This window comes from Lactococcus fujiensis JCM 16395 (assembly GCF_002441655.1).
Lineage (GTDB): Bacteria > Bacillota > Bacilli > Lactobacillales > Streptococcaceae > Lactococcus > Lactococcus fujiensis.
In genome coordinates this window covers 195,570-213,923 of the sequence record NZ_JXJU01000003.1, presented here as the reverse complement: position 1 = coordinate 213,923, position 18,354 = coordinate 195,570, and the positions used below count along the sequence as shown (strand labels likewise).

Genomic DNA, 18,354 nt, shown 5'->3' with positions numbered 1-18,354 from the left:
CCTCTTCACCCCTTTGATTACTGCGTTTTTAAGCAATTCAGAAAAATTAAAAAGAATAGCAAAAGCTATTCTTTTTAATTAGCATTGATTTCGGGTAGGGGATCTAACTCTACACGAAGTTTTACAATACGTTTCCCATCATTTTCAAGACTCACTAATGTGAAATGATCATCTGCATTATCTATTCGAAGGCTGACTTGCTCACCTCGATCAGGAATTTGACCTGTGGTTGATATGAAATAGCCAGCAATTGTATCCACATTTTGACTTTCTAAATGTGTTTCAAATTCTTCGTTGAAGTCATTGATGGTCATTTTACCTTGAACAATGTACATTAAGTCACTTAGTTTATATACTTCTTTTTCTGCTACGTCTGATTCGTCTTCAATTTCTCCGACAATTTCTTCGAGCATGTCTTCAAGGGTTACAATCCCAACAACTCCACCATATTCATCAAGGAGGAGAGCCATTTGGTTATGGGTACGCCTTAGTTCGAGAATTAAATCATCAACATTAATTGTTTCTGGAACAAATAATGCTTCTTGAAGCATAACACGGATATCGACGTTTTCAAATCCGTTTTTAAAACCATATTTTAACAACTTCTTCGTGTGAAGCACACCCAGGATGTGATCTTTATCATCATCGTAGACAGGAACACGAGAATAGGCCTCGTTCAATATTTTTTCAATATTTTCTTGAGTGTCATCATTGATGTCAATCATAAATGCATCTGTTCGGGGAACCATGATTTCTCGAGCTAAAAGTTCGTCAAGACTAAAAATACCTGCTAACATTCCACGTTCATCTTCATCTAGCGCTGTTTCGTCATTGCTGACCAAATATTCAAAGTCATCGCGGGTCATGTTTTCTTCGCCTTCATTAAACTTAATAGGCAATATTTTAACAATTCCGTTAATTGATACCGTGAGTAACCAGATGAATGGACGTAAGACAATACCAACCATCTGTAATGGACGAACAAATTTTAGTGCCACCTGTTCTTTCAGTGCCTGCGCAATCCGTTTTGGTAAAAGTTCACCGAATACAATTGTGAAAAAAGTCAATAAAAGAAGAATAACAAAATTGGTTATCGTTTGAGCAGTTTGAGAATTTCCAAATAATGGTGCAATGGCACTTGTCAAACTTCCTGATAAACTGGCCCCAGCAAAGATGTTCAAGAATGTAATTCCGACCTGAATGGTAGAAAGAAAACGTGTGGGATCATCAATGACCTTAAGTAAATTTAAATATTGTTTGTCGCCTTCACTCGCTCTTTGTTCGATGCGAGAATGATTTAGTGACACTAAAGCCATTTCACTTGCAGAGAAAAAGGCATTTAATGCTGTTAGAAAGATAAGTAATAAAATCTGCGAGATTATACTATATATCTCGGGATCCGGGTTTGGCATTTTTGCTCCTATGGTTTAAATTTTTGATAAAATTCTGTTTTGTAACATTTTATTTATCAATGATGACTATTATAACACATTTCTATCTATAATTTGAATCTTTTTCTGCTTTTGATGATTTCGATAAAGGCTATTCACAAATTTGACGATTTCTTTTACAAGCGAATAAGTTGGCACAGCGATAATCATTCCGACTATCCCGTAGAGACTCCCCGAAATTAACATCAATACCATGACAGTCACGGGGTGAATTTTAATTGCATTACCAATAATTTTTGGATAAACGACATTTCCATCAATTTGTTGAAGAATTAAAACATACGCTGTTGCGAACACTGCAGTCCATGGCCGATCAATAACGACCGTGAAAATCATTGGAAGGACGCCGATATACGGGCCTGCATAGGGAATGATGTTAGTAATTCCAGCGAAGATTGCGAATAAGAAAGCATAAGGAATCCCCAGAATTGAATAACCAATGAAAACAACTACAAAAACTAATAGCGCATCAAGCGCAACGCCACTAATGTACCGAGAAATGGTATGATTCATATTTTCAAGAAGCTCAAAAATATTTAATTTATCTTCTATTAGAACATGTTCTCGTAAGAATGGAATTACCTTTTCTCCATCTTTTATCATGTAAAAGAGTAAAATAGGGACTAAAATCAATACCATGACGATACTTGAAACAACACCAACAACACTCCCAATACTAATGGTAATATTATTCAGTAAATTATGTAATATATCGACATAAGAAATGTTGACTTTATCAAGCAAACTATTGGCATCAACTTGTTTATAAAGGTCACTGAAACGTGGGTTTGTAGCGAGTGATTCAACCCAATCTTTAATTTGTGGGAAAAGTTTTCCTGTTGCAGTAATTAAACTGGTTAATTGATTGATGATGTTTGGAATAATTGATGCAATAACGAAAAATAATACAGCAAAGATTATTACAATCACCAGCAGAGCGCTCAATGAGCGATTCACTTTAAACTTTCGTTCCAATAATTGAACAAGTGGATTGAAAATATAATAAAGAAATCCCGCAATAATGAATGGAATAAATAACAAGGCTAAGAGCGTTCTAACTGGTTGGAAAATAAAACCGATTTTGGTCAAGAGAAAAATCAATAAGGCAACAGCCAAGATTTCTATTGTCCAAAAAAATAATTTACTTTGTTTAAACATAATCCCCTTTTCTTCTTGTCAGCAATAAAAAGATGCTGTCAGCACTGACAAAATTTTCTTTTTGATATAATTTTTATTATAATAAATAAAAGTCTATTTCGCAAACTGACCGATTGTCCAGTAGACTTCATATTAATGATATAGAAAGTCTATTTGTCATATGGAAATTAAAATTACACGCGACACCATGTCAGATATTTATTTTGATGCCCTCCGCATCAGAAACGAAGTCTTCGTTAAGGAGCAAGGCGTGCCTTACGAACTAGAGGTTGGAAATGCTCTTGAAGAGGCTACATCAGTACATTTTGTCAGTTATGATGAAAAAAAAGCTACTGGAACCGTACGTTTATTGCTTTATGAAGATAAAAAATCAGGACTTGTTCAACGAATGGCTGTTCTAAAGGAAGAACGGGAGAAACATTTGGCCAGTCAGCTTTTAAAAGAGTTGATTTGCTTTGCACAAAAAAATCAAGTGGAAACTCTAATTTTGCATGCCCAGTTGACGGCACGTGGTTTTTATCCCCGATTTGGTTTTGTGGAAGAGGGAGAGATATTTGAAGAGGCTGGCATCAAACATATAACGATGAAAAAAACACTGTAATAGTGTTTTTTTATCTTCTCAAATTAATCTTTAACTATTTCTGACACTCTTTTTTTTAAAGCTGGTAAAACATCAGTTTCAAACCATTTATTTTTGGCAATCCAAATATTATTTCGAGGAGATGGATGAACGAGAGGAAAATATTTGGGCTGGTAACTTTCAAATTGACGAACTACCGTTGTAATCTTCTCAGTAGATTTAAGGTGAAGATAATATTTCTGAGCATACTGACCAATTAAAATTATGAGCTCCAATTGAGGCATTTCGTCCAATAAAAGTGGGTGCCATTTTGCTGCAAAACCTTTTCGTGGCGGCAAGTCTCCCGACTTGCCTTTCCCCGGGAAGTAAAAATCCATTGGCATGATAGATAATTTGTTTGAGGTGTAAAATGTTTGTCGATCCATCCCCAACCAATCACGTAGTCGATCCCCTGATGGGTCATCCCAATATTCTTTTTTATCTTGTGCGATTCGTCCAGGAGCTTGCCCTATGAGACAAATTCTGGCATTTTCATTAGCCGAATAGAGCGGTTCAATTCCCTCTTTTGTAAATCCTTGATTTTCTTTATCGGCTTTAATTGCATCAAAAATTTCTTCGAATTTAGTCATTTAATTTCGCCTTCAAGTATTGCCCTGTATAGCTTTCTTTGACTTTTGCTACTTCTTCTGGTGTTCCTTGAGCAAGGATTGTCCCACCGCCGACTCCACCTTCTGGACCAAGGTCAATAATATAGTCAGCCGATTTAATGACGTCAAGATTATGTTCGATAACAACGATAGTATTTCCTTGTTCGACTAGGCGATCCAAAACTCTCAATAATGTGGCAATGTCTTCTGAATGTAATCCTGTCGTTGGTTCATCAAGAATATATAGTGATTTTCCTGTTGAACGTTTTTGTAATTCTGATGCTAATTTCATTCGTTGTGCTTCGCCACCAGAAAGTGTCGTGGCTGGCTGTCCTAAAGTAACGTAACCCAGACCAACATCAACAATGGTTTGCAATTTCCGTTCAATTTTAGGAATATGACGGAAAAATTCAAGGGCGTCAGACACGCGCATATCCAAAATTTCTGATATTGATTTTCCTTTATAATGTACTTCTAGCGTTTCTGAATTATAGCGTCTGCCATGGCAAACTTCGCAAGGTACGTAAACATCAGGCAGAAAATGCATTTCAATTTTGATTATTCCGTCACCAGAACAGGCTTCGCATCGACCACCTTTAACATTAAAGCTGAATCGACCTTTTTTGTAACCACGAATTTTCGCTTCATTGGTTTCGGCAAAAAGGCCTCTGATATCATCAAAAACCGAGGTGTAGGTAGCCGGATTAGAACGCGGTGTCCTCCCAATTGGACTTTGATCAATATCAATTAATCGTTCAATTTCTTTGAAACCACTGATTGATTTGTGTTTTCCTGGTTTTTCTGAATTATGGTTCAATTTCTGAGCCAAAGATTTTTTCAATATTGAGTTTACCAGTGTTGATTTTCCAGAACCAGAAACACCAGTTACTGCTGTCATGATTCCAAGTGGAAATGCAACATCCAAATTTTTCAGATTATTCTCACTCGCACCAGTAATTTTGACCATTCGCTTGGTGTCAATCGGACGTCGTTTTGTAGGAATAGGAATTTTTCTTGTGCCAGCCAAATATTGTCCGGTTAAAGATTTTTTATTTTTCATAACCTGAGCAGGTGTCCCAGATGCAATTATTTCGCCTCCGAGATCCCCTGCTCCTGGACCAACGTCGATCAACCAGTCTGCTGCTTTCATTGTGTCTTCGTCATGTTCAACGACAATAAGCGTATTTCCCAAGTCACGCATTTTTTGAAGAGATTCAATCAATCGATCATTGTCTCTCTGATGAAGCCCAATTGAAGGCTCGTCAAGAATATACAAGACACCTGACAGATTAGAACCAATTTGTGTAGCTAAACGAATTCGTTGTGATTCTCCACCAGACAGTGTCCCCGAAGAACGAGACAGTGTCAGATAATCTAAACCGACGTTTTTTAAAAATGTTAAACGATCGATAATTTCTTTAACAATAGGATGTGCAATCATTTCTGACTGTTTTGATAAAGTCAATGCAGACAAAAATTCTAAGCCATCCCCTATGGCAAAATTGGAGATCTCGCCGATGTGCTTGCCATTCACTTTGACCGAAAGTGCTTGATCATTCAAGCGGAAGCCATGGCAAGTGGTACATGGTAACTCTGTCATATAGGCACGTAGGGTTTCACGAGTATAGTCTGAACTTGTTTCGCGAAAGCGACGTTCAATATTGTTTACCACGCCTTGAAAGACCATGTTTTTGTCGGAAACATTGCCAAAATCGCCCACATAGTAAAAATGGAATTCACGTTCACCGGAACCAAATAGTACAATTTGTTTTTCTTCGTCCGACATTTTCTCCCAAGGGGTATTCATATCAATCCCAAAGCTGTCACACATACATTTAAGCATCGTGGGATAATAGTTACTTGAAATTGGATTCCAGGCTGAAATAGCCCCCTCAGCTAACGTTTTTGTTTCATCAGGAATGACTAAATCAACATCGACTTCTTGTTTAACACCTAAACCGTCACAATCGGGACATGAACCAAATGGAGCATTAAAAGAGAAAAGCCGTGGTTCGAGTTCAGGAACTGTAAAACCACAAACGGGGCAGGCATAGAACTCACTGAATAAAAGTTCCTCTCCATCCATCTTGTCAATAATGACATAGCCTTCTGATTGATGCAAAGCAGCCTCAACTGAATCAAATAACCGAGAACGGATGCCTTCTTTGACGACGATACGGTCAATTACGATTTCTATGTTGTGCTTTTTATTTTTATCGAGTTCCGGAACTTCTGTCACATCAACTACTTCTCCATCAACACGAACTCGGACATAACCTTCTTTTTGAACTCGTTCAAAAATTTTCTGATGCTGGCCTTTTTTTCCGCGGATAATCGGTGCCAAAATTTGTAATTTTGACCGTTCTGGCAACTCTAAAACTTGGTTTACAATTTCCTCAGGAGATTGTGCCGAAATCTTACCATGCCCATTAACACAAAATGGTTCCCCCACCCTTGCAAAAAGAAGACGGAGGTAGTCATTAATTTCAGTCACCGTCCCAACAGTCGAACGTGGATTTTTACTGGTTGTTTTTTGGTCAATGGAAATAGCGGGAGATAGGCCGTCAATACTATCTACATCTGGTTTATCCATATTTCCTAAAAATTGGCGAGCGTACGCAGACAAAGATTCTACGTATCTTCGTTGTCCTTCTGCATATAATGTTTCAAAGGCAAGTGATGATTTTCCAGAGCCTGAGACTCCAGTCACAACGACTAATTTGTCACGTGGAATTGTCACATCAATGTTTTTTAAATTGTGTTCACGAGCACCGTGAATAACGATTTTATCTTGAGGCATTCTTAATCCTTTATATTGTTTTTTTCTTTAATTTTCTACACTTTAATTTAAATTATTACATTAAGAAATAATTTGTTAATTGCTTTTTTACAATAAGCTAAAGAAAAGTAACACTTTCACCAACTACTTTGCCAAATAAATTTATATTCGAAATATAGCTTTTTTCAATTTTTTAGCCTTATTTTAGCTTTATTATACCACGAATAGGTCAACAAAACATCATAAAAAACTATAAACCTTTATTATCACTTTTTTGATATAATTTCATTGACCCGTTTTTATTGTCTCGCGATCGGAAGAGTAATTAAATGAAGAAAAAATCTTATTATACCTATGTTGTCCGCTGTTCTGACAATACCTTATATTGTGGTTACACAGACAACGTCGAAAAAAGAGTTGCAAAACATAACTCAGGCAATGGTGCGAAATATACGAAAACAAGGCGCCCTGTACAACTAGTGGCACAAGTTCAATTCGCTGATAAATCAAATGCAACCAAATGTGAATGGTGGTTTAAGCATAAACTCATTCGAAAAGAAAAACTCCAACTCATCGAGAGCAACGGGATAAAGTCAGCATACGAAGCGTATCAAATGGCTCGTCAAAAGTCCTAATATATCCATACTAAGCTCCCTCTTGATTTTCAAGATGATTTCCGATATAATAGTAAAGGTTGTGGCGGCGTAGTGAAGTGGTAACACATGGCTCTGCAAAAGCTTAATCGTCGGTTCAAATCCGACCGTCGCCTTTTATATCCATTTAAAATCGTATTTAAACGATTTTTTTTTCGATTTTTAAAGTAATTTATTACTTTTTGACTTTTTTTATATGATATAATCATGTTATTAAAAGACTATTTCTTATTTGTTTATATTATTTATTTTTCAATAATATTAATGCTATCTTATGACCGAGGAGAAATATTATGAAAAAATGGAGTCTAATTATATCGATCTCTTGTTGCCTTATTTTATCCGCTTGTTCATCTCCGAGTAGCAACCAAACAAGGCAAAGTTCCATCGAGTCAAGTTCTTCTACTCAAGTCCAAAAATCTTCATCCCAAGCGTCCAAACCTTCATCAAAAAGCAGCAGTTCCTCAACTAAAACGGAGACCCGTTCAAGTTCTTCTTCGAGCGAATATTATCCTGAGGGATTGTACGTATTTACCTCTGGTGAATTAAAAGCTTTTGCTGGAACTTATGTCAGCCCAGTCGGCACTTACATTGTCATCTCGGACAAAATATATTATTATAACGCTCAACAAAAATTAGTTGGTCAGGTTATTACAAACCATGAAACCTATCTCACTGAAACTTTAAGTCCAACCATTAGCCAAACCTACACTTTTAATAAAGGTCAAATCAAATTCCTCTTCGGTGACCATGCTTATTCAATGAGCAGTATTCAAATCATGAATGACCCAGATAATCAGGGGAAAACAACCGATTTTAAGCCAGGAAAAATTCCAGTGAAGCCCGTTTTCTCCTCAGATAACGCAATTGCGATTTTGAAGAAAGTCTCTAAAATAAGTGGAAATGATTATGCCTATGTTCCTACGAAATACGGTGAAGGTTATATCATTAAAGTTGTTTCCAAGTCTATTGCTGCAGGCGGAGGTACAGGGACTGTTGGACTCTATGAAGTGTTACCGGACGGATCTGCTTTTTTGGTAACCTACAATCCCGATAATGGAAAATATATCCGTGAAAAATAAAAAAACGTCCACTATTGGACGTTTTTCTTTTATAAGTTTTCACCATTAGACTTGATCACATCATGGTACCATGCAAAGGAGTCTTTTTCGCTCCGGTCAAGTGTTCCGTTGCCTTCATTGTCTTTATCGACATAAATCATGCCGTAGCGTTTCTTCATTTCTCCTGTCCCTGCTGAAACAAGGTCAATAAAGCCCCAAGGAGTATATCCCATTAAATCAACACCTTCGAATTCAACCGCATCTTTCATAGCTTTAATATGAGCTTCGAGATAATCTATGCGATATTGATCATGAATTGAACCATCAGGTTCCACTTCGTCGACAGCCCCAAACCCATTCTCTACGATGAATAATGGTTTTTCGTACCGTTCATAAAACCAAGACATTGACCAACGTAAGCCCATTGGGTCAATTTGCCAGCCCCATTCACTAGCTTTAACATAATCATTTTTAACAAGGTCACTATCTTCAAGGTAGTCAAACGCAGGCGCACCTAATTCTCTTTGATAGCCATGTTCGTCAATATCACCATGTAAATGTACTCGGTCGGTTTGGTCAGCTTGATCCTTAATTGCAAAGCTCATGTAGTATGAGAATCCAATGTAGTCAACACAACCTTTTTCCAGAGCTGACAGATCTTCATCAGTTATGTCAAGATTGAACTTTTTACGGTTAAAATATGCTTTCAAATAAGCTGGATAATGCCCACGCACATGAACGTCAGCAAACCAATATCGACGTTGCATTGCAACAGTAGCTGCCATCATATCTTCAGGCTTACAAGTGGCTGGATAAATTGGACACATCGCAATCATGCAACCAATCTCAAAATCAGGATTAATTTGATGCCCCAGTTCAACTACTTTTGCTGAAGCAACTAATTCATAGTGTGCTGCTTGATACATCACTTGCTCACGATTGTCTGAATCAGTAAATTTCAATCCAGAATTTGTGAATGGAGCAAAATCACGATTGAAATTGGCTTGATTGTTAATTTCGTTAAATGTCATCCAGTATTTAACTTTATTTTTGTATCGCTTCATAACTACTTCAGCAAAACGAACAAAGAAGTCAATCAATTTGCGGTTTCTGAAACCACCATATTCAGTAACTAAGTGGTAGGGCATTTCAAAATGGGACAATGTAATGACCGGCTCAATTCCATTCGCAAGACACTCGTCAAATAAATCGTCGTAGAATTGGAGTCCTTCTTCATTAGGTTCAAGTTCATCTCCCTTTGGAAAAATCCTTGTCCACGCTATTGATGTTCTGAAACAGTTAAGACCCAAATCAGCAAATAATTTCAAATCCTCTTTATAACGGTGATAAAAATCAATTGCCTCATGATTCGGATAATTTAAACCATCAATCACGCCGTCAGTAATTTGACGTTCGACGCCATTTGCTCCTGCGGTCATTACATCAGCTACAGAAGGACCTTTCCCTCCCGCATTCCAACCACCTTCTAGTTGGTGTGCTGCAACTGCTCCACCCCATAAGAAATCTTTTCTTAATGTCATTTTTTTCCTTCTTTCACATCTAATATCTTAAAAATTAATATTATTCCAACAAAACAAACCGTAACGGCATTCGCTAACGTCACAGGTATACTTTTCGAGAGCAAGCCATAAAATAGCCAAAGCAAATTACCGCACGCCATGATGACATACATCGGAAGAGAGAGTCCCTCAGTATCTCTTGTTTTAATTGTCATGATGGCCTGTGGCAAAAAAGCACTCGTTGTTAGAATAGCTGCTATTATACCGATAAAGTTTATCATATCAATCTCATTTTTCCCTTAAATAATTTATCTATTACACAAAACAAGCTCAAGAATTGTCTTGAGCTTGGGGGGTACAATTCAATTAAACTTCTGTTCCTTCTTCTTCAGCAAGTAGGATATTGTCATATTTCTTAGCAAATGGCCAGTAGATAACAACTGTAAGGACGAGCATTAATGCTTGCCACAACATTGCTTGCCAGCCACCAACAAGGAAACCAGAAATCAAAGCTGGGGTCGTCCATGGAATAACTGCACCATTAAATGGAGGAATGATTCCAAAATAAATTGCGTAGTATGTTGCAAAACCTGAAACAAGTGGTGCAAGGAAGAATGGAATACCCAAAATTGGGTTCAATACGATTGGCAATCCGAATAAGACAGGTTCATTGATATTGAAGATCGCGGGACCGATTTCCATACGTCCGATGGTTTTCATTTGGACAGATTTGGCACCGAAAAGCAAGAAGATAACTAAACCAATTGTCAATCCTGAACCTGTTACTGTAATGAATTGGTCCATGAATGATTGTGTAACAATGTGAGCGCCGTGTGACAAAGTCAATTCATGTGCTTTATTCAATGCTGCATTATCAGCGGCATTGGCTTGAAGCAATGGGCCCATGATCCCCCCAATAATTGTTGCACCGTGAGCACCAAAGAACCAGATAAATACTGGCAAGAAGGCGATTAAGAAAACTCCCCCAGGGCCATCAACCGCATGTTGTAATGGAGCTTGAATCACCTTATACACCCATTCGATGAATGTTTCGTGCAGTCCAATTGTGAAGAATCCGTGAACCACACCAGCAAGAGAGATGATTGCTGCCGCGGGAACAAGTGCTGTAAATGAAGCAGCTACGTTAGCTGGAACTTGTTCAGGCATTTTAATGGTGATGTTTTTACGCATGAATGCTGAATAAATCCATCCTACCAATAAACCTACGATGATAGAAAGGACCATTCCTTTACCACCGAGCCAAGTCCGATCAATAACACCAGAAACTTGATATGCTGTTGAAATTTTAGTTGGATCAGCAATAGAAGTAACTGTTTTAATGGTGTCGGGTTGAAGAAGGATGTGCACAATAATTGCTGTCAAACCAGCAGGTGCGCCTTCGAATCCAGCGTCAGAAACCCAAGAATAAGCAATCCCAAAAACAGCTAGTAAAGCCATAATGCCGAATGAGGCGTTGTTAATTTGCAAGAAAAGGGGGCCAAGGTGAATCTTGTTCATAAAATCTTGACCAGCTTGCCAAGGCAATTGTCCTAAAATAAGGAAGACAGAACCAATGATAATGAATGGAATTGGATAAAGCATTCCGTTCTTGATTGCAGACATTGCGCGTGTATTCAAGAATTTCATCATTGGAGGCATAATTTTATTTTGAATAAAATCGTTCATTTTAACTAATGCTCCTTTAATAATAAATAAATTTAAAAATGTCACTCAGATTTCACATTTCAAATGTTAACCAAATACATTTGGGTGCACCACTTGAGTTCTCTATTGATCAGATACAGAACATGAGCATCTTCGTGTAAGCTTTTACATTTTCATTTTATATCATTTGAAACCGAAATACAAGGTCGTTCATCTATTTTGAATGCGTTTTCTCAATTTTGGCACCGTTCCACAATTGGCACGAATTGTGCCAAGACACTCTTTTCCTTTTCTTGAACAAAATAAAAGAGACCGTCCTAATAGTCTATCTCTTTTGTCATTTGAAAGACCTTTTCTGTTAGACTTTCAATTAAAAATACTGCTGGAAGCTGACTCGATAGATCAAAATGCAAGCCCACCCTGCGTTCCTCAACGTTATATGGGAGGACAATATCGCTCAATTCAGCAATTGTCGAACTTGGGTTCGGTGTAATTGTTGCAATTGTAATATCCTTGTTGGCACGAAGACTATTCAGAACTTCAATAATTTCACCCGTTTCACCTGATATAGAAAGCGAAATCATAAAGGTATATGCCGTATTTCTCAATTTTGAAGCAATCGGATAGGTAACATCCGAAAAAGAAAAGCTATTAATCCCAATTCCTGCAAAACGACGTGATGCATAGTCACAGATAAGACCACTTGCACCAACACCAGTGAAGATTAAATTATCAGAAGCCACGATTTGAGAAGCCATTTCATCTAATATTTCATCTAAATTATCAGGAAAATCATGCTCTGAAAAGGATTTAAAGAGTGAATCTTGCTCATTTTTAACGGTTTGTTGCTTTTTTATGTATCCTTTAAAGTCAATATATGAATCAAATCCCATTTTATGAATGAGCCGCATGACACTTGAGGAACCTGCATGGGCCTCTGTTGCAATGTCACGGACATGCATGTAAGGAATTTTATCAAGATTATTCTTTAAATAGTTGTAAATTACTTTTTCAGTATAGGTGAGATTTTGAAAATCAATATTACCAAAAAAACTCATGAGTTCTCCTTAATTGTTTTGTTAATATTATCTTACCAAATTTTAATTTAAAAGAAAATAAGAATCACGTGAAGTAACTCTTATTGTTTTGTTAATTATTATTTATTTTCTAATGCTTGAATTCGTTTTTCTTGACCTACAAGTTCAACGGCCAAATCTTTGAATGTAATTGCATTCATCAAGTGATCTTGCGCATGAACCATGTAAAGGTTCCAGCCAATTTTTTCACCTTGAGCCAGACGAGTCAAGAGATCAGTTTGAACATCATGAGCATTGCGAAGTTCATTGCTAGCGTCAGTCAGTGATTGTTCTGCTTCTGCAAAATTCCCTTCTTTCGCTTGTTGAATTGCTTGGAAGGCCAATCCTTTTGCATTCCCACCACTCATAATGATTCCCATAACAACTTCCATATATTCATCGCTAGTTGGATTTTCGTATTTATCGCTCATTTTTTCCTCCTTGTATTTGTTACAAAAGTTGAAACAAATTTTTTATTTTTTTGCATAACAAAGGAGCTCTTACGCTCCTTTATCATTATTATCAATTTAATTATTCACCCATTAAAGCTTCAGCTGTAACAAGAACTTTATCTCCGCGCATCATACCATAATCTTGCATTTTGATAACGTCCATAGGCACTCCAGCTGCAGCAGCTTTTTTAGCTACTTCACCTTTCATGAATGCCACTTGTGGGCCTAAAAGCAATACATCTGGTTTAGCAGAGCCAACGCCAGCAAGCATATTATCGATGTCTGCAGTAGATTTAGCAAAGATTTCATAATCTTTTCCTTTTTCTGCAGCAGCTTTCTGCATTTTTGAAACTAACAATGATGTTGACATACCAGCAGCACAGGCAAGTGCAATTACTTTTTCAGCCATATAATAATTCCTCTTTCGTTTTTTTAGGAAACAAAACTGTTACCTTTTCTTCATGGTTCTATTATATCGCTTTCATTTTTTAAATGCAAGCGTAAACATAACTCGTTTGTTACAGATTTTGAAACATAATTCAAAAAGACGTACGATTGTAGAGAATATCTCTCCTTTATCAATCCTATAATTGATAAACTTGCCTTTGACTAATTCACTTTTTATCAAAATAATTATTACAAATCGTACTGTATAATATTATTTTATTTATTAAAATAAAAAAAGCCCTATGAATAAGGCCTTTAATATTTACAATTTCTTTTCTTGTGCTTGTTCTTGTTTTACATTTAATTCAATCGCTTTGTGGGACAAAATTTCTAAAATTGCCAGCACGGGCAATTGTGTTGTTAAATTTCCAAGTGGGTACATTTTAGACCATTCGTTTACTAAATTATATGAAAGTTGTAAATCAGCTAATTTTGCGACTGTACAGTCCTCATTATTTGTAATCGAAATTATTTTTGCACCATCCGATTTAAACTCAAGTTCTTTATTAACTACTTGTGTCGTTTCCCCCGAAACAGATAAAATAATTGCAACAATATTTCCCATTCCTTTCACTTGAACGGCTTGAAAAGGGTCAGAGATGACAAAGCTCCGTAGCCCTGTGTTAACAAAATATTTTGTAGCATAATCACTCAGAGAGCCTGATGTGCCGATGCCGAGAAATATAGTATAATCCGCATCCGCAATCAATTGTGCGGCCGCATTCAATCTTTTCTGGTAAGTGTCGGCATTCATTCGTCGCAAGAATAAATCAAATTCAAGCATATTGTCATAATGCTGCTCTTCTGGGGTTTTCTCACGGAATTGACTCTTCAGGTAATACTTGAGATCAGCCCACCCTTCAAAACCAAGTTTGGTTGATAGCCGAACAATCGTAGATGTCGAAACATGAACCCGACTGGCTAAATCTCGAATTGTCATCTGCTGAACCTTTTCAGGAGATTTGATAATAAAATCAAAAACAAGTGATTCTAAATCATTAAGTTTACTTAATTGCTCAGGTTGAAACATCGATTTCCTTTCAAAAAATAATTGGTATATATCAATTATAGCAAGTCATTTGCCCAAAATCAAGGCACGAGCAAGCCCCAAGACTTCATGTCCATAGTAGCCTGTATATAAGAAGGGCTGTTTGATAGTCGTTGGAGCGGCATAACCCGTCAATCCTCTCAAATGTTGCTTCTTTGCCAAAATCAAACTCCGTTCCAAATGAAAATCACTTGTCACGACGATGACTTTCCCGCGAAAATAGTGCTTTGAATTGGCCAGATTTTCATATGTGTTTCGTGCTTTTTCTTCTTTAATAATTCGTGTGGCTGAAATGCCATTATTTTCTAGATAACGGGCCATCCCATCGGCCTCACGAACAAATTCATTTGAACCTTGATAACCAGAGACGATAAGTTTCGATGAAGGATTTTTGTGCGCAATTTTAATTGCTGCATCCAGACGATTCTGTGTCACAGTCGCCGGATAAGATGTAGCCAACGTTTTTCCATTAATTTGACTTCTCAAGACTAAAATCGTGTCATAACCTACCAAATTTTGTGGTCGGTCGTTGATTTTGGTCAGCACCAACCCGAAACATATGCCTAGGTAAAAGAAGACAATCAGAAGGCAGGCGACTAAAAACTTGAAAAATAATTTTCCCCGTAAATTCTTAAACATTTAAGTCTCTTTTTGAATCAATTAAAAGGTTTGTTTGCGACTATCGCGTTTCTTGCGGTTGTCTTTATTACGCGCAGCGCGGCGTTTTTTCTTGTTTTCTTCTTCGACAGCCCACTTAATCGCGCGTTTATAGTTTGGTTTAACGTGTTTACGTTTCTTAGCTTTTGCAAGTGCTCCAAGAGTTGTCGTTGATAAGGTGTCTTGTTTTTTTGTCCGATTTTCACGGCGATCACGGTCATAAGAGTCAACGATTTCACCATTTTTAATTGCTTTTGGAATGAATTTAACGTTCATCTTTTCAATTTCACGAATTGCCGCATCATCTGATGGAGCATAAAGTGTAATCGCTGTACCAGTCAAGCCGTTTCGGCCAGAGCGTCCGACACGGTGAACAAAGAAAGTTAAATCCTGAGGAATTTCATCATTAATGATGTGACTTACGCCTTCAATATCAATTCCACGAGCAGCAATATCAGTCGCTACAACATATTGATAATCAAGGTTACGGATACTATTCATAATACGCTTACGTTCACGAGGCGGAACATCCCCATGAATTTTGGCAACTTTGAGACCATTGCTGACCAAGAAATGATGGATTTCATCGACGCGACCCTTGGTGTTTGCAAAAATCATACACATGTATGGATTAATAATCTTAGTGATTCTCAAAATAAGATCGTTGCGGCTAACCCCTTTAGTTGAAATTAACCAGTTTTCGATGGTGTCAGCAATGACAGCATGGTTAGCGATTTTTTCCATCATTGGATTGTGCAAATACTTTTTCAAGAAGGGTTGCAATTTTTGTGGAATCGTTGCAGAAAACACAAGCATTTGAACCTGTTTCCCAAAACTTGAGGCAATCCGGTCTACGTCGGTCAAAAAGCCCATATCTAGTGTCATGTCTGCTTCATCAACAACAAATGTTTTAGCGGTATAAACTAAAAGGGAATTTGAACCAATCAAGTCGTGAATACGACCAGGTGTTCCTATAACAATATGAGGTTGATTTTGTTCAAGTTTTTTGATTTGGCGTGCTTTGTCTGTACCACCAACAAAATTAGAAATGCGAATCTCGTCGTTGAATTTTGTAAATTCCTGAGCTGCATGGTAGATCTGAGTAGCGAGTTCTCTTGACGGCGCAGTAATAACTGCCTGAACTTCATTTTTACTCAAGTCAAGATTTTGAAAAATAGGTAAAAGAAAAGTATGTGTCTTACCAGACCCTGTTTTTGATTCACCGACTAAGTCGCGTCCCGAAAGCACAATTGGAATCAATTTTTCTTGGACTTCTGTTGGTTCAGTAAAACCAATCGCGTCCAATGTTTCGTTAATATAAGATTTAAAGTTGAATGCTGTAAATTTCATGTTGTTCTTTCTGATTTGATAACTTTACTGTTGAAATTTCGTAGTCGTTTTTCCCATGGAAGGGACTTCTCTTTATTATACCAAAAAAAGACCATTTAGGTTACTTGCTTTTTTTTTGCTAAAATGAATTCACCTATTGCAAAGATTAAAATTCCAGCACAAATAAATATCAGACTTTTCGCGTCAGCTTTAGACAAGCTTTCGCCTAAAACTGTAACCGAAAGGACAAGCGAAACAATTGGATTTAAATATTGAATAAAACCGATCAAACTTAAAGGAGCTCGTTTAATGCTTTCTGCGAATAATAAGAGTGGGACAGCCGTAACTGGGCCAGATAGTACTAGATAAAAAATGGTCAAAGGAGAATAATTCCATAAGGCATGCTTTGCGAAGAAAATTAAATAAATCAAAATAAACGGCATTAAAATAGAAGATTCAAAAACCATCGCAACATCACTTGATAAGCGATAAAATTTTTTTAATAATCCGTAAATTGGAAAACAAACCGACATTATAATGGTCAACAAAGGGAATTGTCCCGAGCTGCTAATCATTAAAATGACACCTGTTGCGGCAAGCAATAATGAAATTACCATAAATCTGTCAAATTGTTCATGCAAAAAAATAAGAGCCAGCACAACGGAGACCAAAGGCATTATAAAACCGGCGATACTGGCCTGCGTTGCTTCATTTATCGTCACGGCATAAATAAAAACTAGCCAATTGATTCCTAAAAAAAGACTCGCCAAGGCTGCTAAACTCAACGACCTTTTATTATTAATTAGTGCTTTCATTTCTGAATTCAATTTTTTTGTCTTCTTACTAACGATAAAATAAAGAAACATACTGACGATTGTAAATAATATCCGATAGGAAAATACTTCAATCGAATTGATTTTTGACAAAAGATGCCAATAATAAACTAAAGCTCCCCACATGAGATAACATCCGATGCCCAAAATAATTCCAATTTGCTTTTGATTTTTCATAAAATCCCTAATTCATAAAATTTTTCCTTGACCATTATAACGCAAATCAATAAACCTGGCGCCAGTAAAAAATAAAAAAATTCTGTCATAACTGACAGAATTTCTTACCTATATAAAATGTGTAAAATATTATTTAGTAGCGGCAGCGTAAAGTTCATTGACTTTATCCCAGTTAACGAGATTGAAGAATGCTTCAATGTAGTCAGGACGAACGTTACGATACTTGAGGTAGTAAGCATGTTCCCAAACATCAAGTCCAAGAACTGGTGTCAAACCATCAGTAATTGGGTTATCTTGATTTGCTGTAGAAACAACTTTCAATTTTCCTTCTTTGTCGACGACAAGCCACGCCCAACCAGATCCAAAACGACCTGTTGCAGCTGCTTTGAACTGGGCTTTAAATGATTCAAAATCACCAAATTCTTTAGCAATTGCATCACCAATTTCGGCATCAGCATGGTTAGCTGAACCATCTGTATTTGGACGGAGCCAATTCCAAAATTGACCGTGATTCAAATGTCCACCACCATTGTTACGAACAGCACCGCGAATGTCTTCTGGTAACTCATTTAGTCCAGCAACCAATTCTTCAACTGATTTTTCGAACAATTCTGGGTGTTTTTCAACAGCAGCGTTGAGATTGTTTACATAAGTAGCATGGTGTTTGTCATGGTGCAAACGCATTGTTTCTTCATCAAAGAAAGGTTCCAAAGCGTTATAAGCGTAAGGCAATTCTGGTAATGTGTAAGTCATAAGAAATCTCCTCCATTTTAATTAAATGTGAACATTAGCTTTTATTCACATATTTTTAATTATATTCT

At 37.0% G+C, this 18,354-nt stretch carries 18 protein-coding genes and 1 tRNA gene; 4 read left to right on the top strand and 15 right to left on the bottom strand.

All coding sequences use genetic code 11. The features are described from left to right. Positions 1-74 precede the first annotated feature (74 nt). Positions 75-1,412 carry a hemolysin family protein gene (locus tag RT41_RS03970; RefSeq protein WP_096817621.1) on the bottom strand — a complete coding sequence of 446 codons (1,338 nt, stop codon included), beginning with the start codon at positions 1,410-1,412 and terminating at the stop codon, positions 75-77. Positions 1,413-1,481: 69 nt separating this feature from the next. After that, a complete protein-coding gene (locus tag RT41_RS03965; protein WP_054639085.1) occupies positions 1,482-2,609 on the bottom strand; it encodes an AI-2E family transporter in 1,128 nt (375 codons plus the stop codon). 160 nt (positions 2,610-2,769) lie between these two features. On the opposite strand from RT41_RS03965, the gene RT41_RS03960 reads away from it, so the two are divergent. Next, positions 2,770-3,210 carry a GNAT family N-acetyltransferase gene (locus tag RT41_RS03960; RefSeq protein WP_096817619.1) on the top strand — a complete coding sequence of 147 codons (441 nt, stop codon included), beginning with the start codon at positions 2,770-2,772 and terminating at the stop codon, positions 3,208-3,210. A 23-nt stretch (positions 3,211-3,233) separates the two neighbouring features. On the opposite strand, the gene RT41_RS03955 is transcribed toward RT41_RS03960, so the two are convergent. Then, positions 3,234-3,818: a uracil-DNA glycosylase family protein gene (locus tag RT41_RS03955; RefSeq protein WP_054639087.1), complete on the bottom strand. Its 585-nt coding sequence runs from the start codon at positions 3,816-3,818 to the stop codon at positions 3,234-3,236. Continuing rightward, the gene (gene uvrA, locus RT41_RS03950) at positions 3,811-6,636 is read right to left on the bottom strand and encodes an excinuclease ABC subunit UvrA (RefSeq protein WP_096817617.1); all 2,826 of its coding nucleotides are present in this window, start codon (positions 6,634-6,636) and stop codon (positions 3,811-3,813) included. The genes RT41_RS03955 and uvrA overlap by 8 nt, the downstream gene beginning before the upstream one ends. Before the next feature lie 308 nt (positions 6,637-6,944). Between uvrA and RT41_RS03945 the strand changes: the two genes are divergently transcribed. The 3 genes from RT41_RS03945 (at position 6,945) to RT41_RS03935 (ending at position 8,350) form a co-directional block, all read left to right on the top strand. Then, complete coding sequence (locus RT41_RS03945; protein ID WP_096817615.1) at positions 6,945-7,250, top strand: GIY-YIG nuclease family protein; 306 nt, start codon at positions 6,945-6,947, stop codon at positions 7,248-7,250. A 63-nt stretch (positions 7,251-7,313) separates the two neighbouring features. Continuing rightward, positions 7,314-7,384: transfer RNA gene (locus tag RT41_RS03940), tRNA-Cys, on the top strand. A 177-nt stretch (positions 7,385-7,561) separates the two neighbouring features. Further along, complete coding sequence (locus tag RT41_RS03935; RefSeq protein WP_143467342.1) at positions 7,562-8,350, top strand: hypothetical protein; 789 nt, start codon at positions 7,562-7,564, stop codon at positions 8,348-8,350. A 29-nt stretch (positions 8,351-8,379) separates the two neighbouring features. Here the strand turns inward: RT41_RS03935 and RT41_RS03930 are convergent, their stop codons facing one another. The 11 genes from RT41_RS03930 to RT41_RS03880 form a co-directional block, all read right to left on the bottom strand. Beyond that, on the bottom strand, positions 8,380-9,870 hold the full coding sequence (locus RT41_RS03930; protein WP_054639089.1) for a 6-phospho-beta-glucosidase: 1,491 nt from the start codon (positions 9,868-9,870) through the stop codon (positions 8,380-8,382). Continuing rightward, entirely contained in the window at positions 9,867-10,130 is a 264-nt protein-coding gene (locus RT41_RS03925) for a SemiSWEET transporter (protein ID WP_096817613.1), read from the bottom strand. Before RT41_RS03925 ends, RT41_RS03930 begins: the two co-directional genes overlap by 4 nt. Positions 10,131-10,215: 85 nt before the next feature. Continuing rightward, on the bottom strand, positions 10,216-11,535 hold the full coding sequence (locus tag RT41_RS03920) for a PTS sugar transporter subunit IIC (RefSeq protein ID WP_054639090.1): 1,320 nt from the start codon (positions 11,533-11,535) through the stop codon (positions 10,216-10,218). A 296-nt stretch (positions 11,536-11,831) separates the two neighbouring features. Next, entirely contained in the window at positions 11,832-12,572 is a 741-nt protein-coding gene (locus tag RT41_RS03915; protein ID WP_096817611.1) for a MurR/RpiR family transcriptional regulator, read from the bottom strand. Between the two features lie 98 nt (positions 12,573-12,670). Further along, entirely contained in the window at positions 12,671-13,021 is a 351-nt protein-coding gene (locus tag RT41_RS03910; RefSeq protein WP_054639091.1) for a PTS lactose/cellobiose transporter subunit IIA, read from the bottom strand. 100 nt (positions 13,022-13,121) lie between these two features. Continuing rightward, positions 13,122-13,451: a PTS sugar transporter subunit IIB gene (locus RT41_RS03905; protein ID WP_096817609.1), complete on the bottom strand. Its 330-nt coding sequence runs from the start codon at positions 13,449-13,451 to the stop codon at positions 13,122-13,124. Positions 13,452-13,751: 300 nt separating this feature from the next. After that, positions 13,752-14,519, bottom strand: coding sequence for a MurR/RpiR family transcriptional regulator (locus tag RT41_RS03900; protein WP_054639092.1), 768 nt, complete (start codon positions 14,517-14,519; stop codon positions 13,752-13,754). A 45-nt stretch (positions 14,520-14,564) separates the two neighbouring features. Next, complete coding sequence (locus tag RT41_RS03895) at positions 14,565-15,176, bottom strand: YdcF family protein (protein ID WP_096817606.1); 612 nt, start codon at positions 15,174-15,176, stop codon at positions 14,565-14,567. 21 nt (positions 15,177-15,197) lie between these two features. Next, on the bottom strand, positions 15,198-16,544 hold the full coding sequence (locus RT41_RS03890) for a DEAD/DEAH box helicase (protein ID WP_096817604.1): 1,347 nt from the start codon (positions 16,542-16,544) through the stop codon (positions 15,198-15,200). A 95-nt stretch (positions 16,545-16,639) separates the two neighbouring features. Beyond that, positions 16,640-17,533 carry an EamA family transporter RarD gene (gene rarD / locus RT41_RS03885; RefSeq protein ID WP_096817601.1) on the bottom strand — a complete coding sequence of 298 codons (894 nt, stop codon included), beginning with the start codon at positions 17,531-17,533 and terminating at the stop codon, positions 16,640-16,642. A 129-nt stretch (positions 17,534-17,662) separates the two neighbouring features. After that, a complete protein-coding gene (locus RT41_RS03880; RefSeq protein ID WP_054639094.1) occupies positions 17,663-18,286 on the bottom strand; it encodes a superoxide dismutase in 624 nt (207 codons plus the stop codon). Positions 18,287-18,354: the final 68 nt, after the last annotated feature.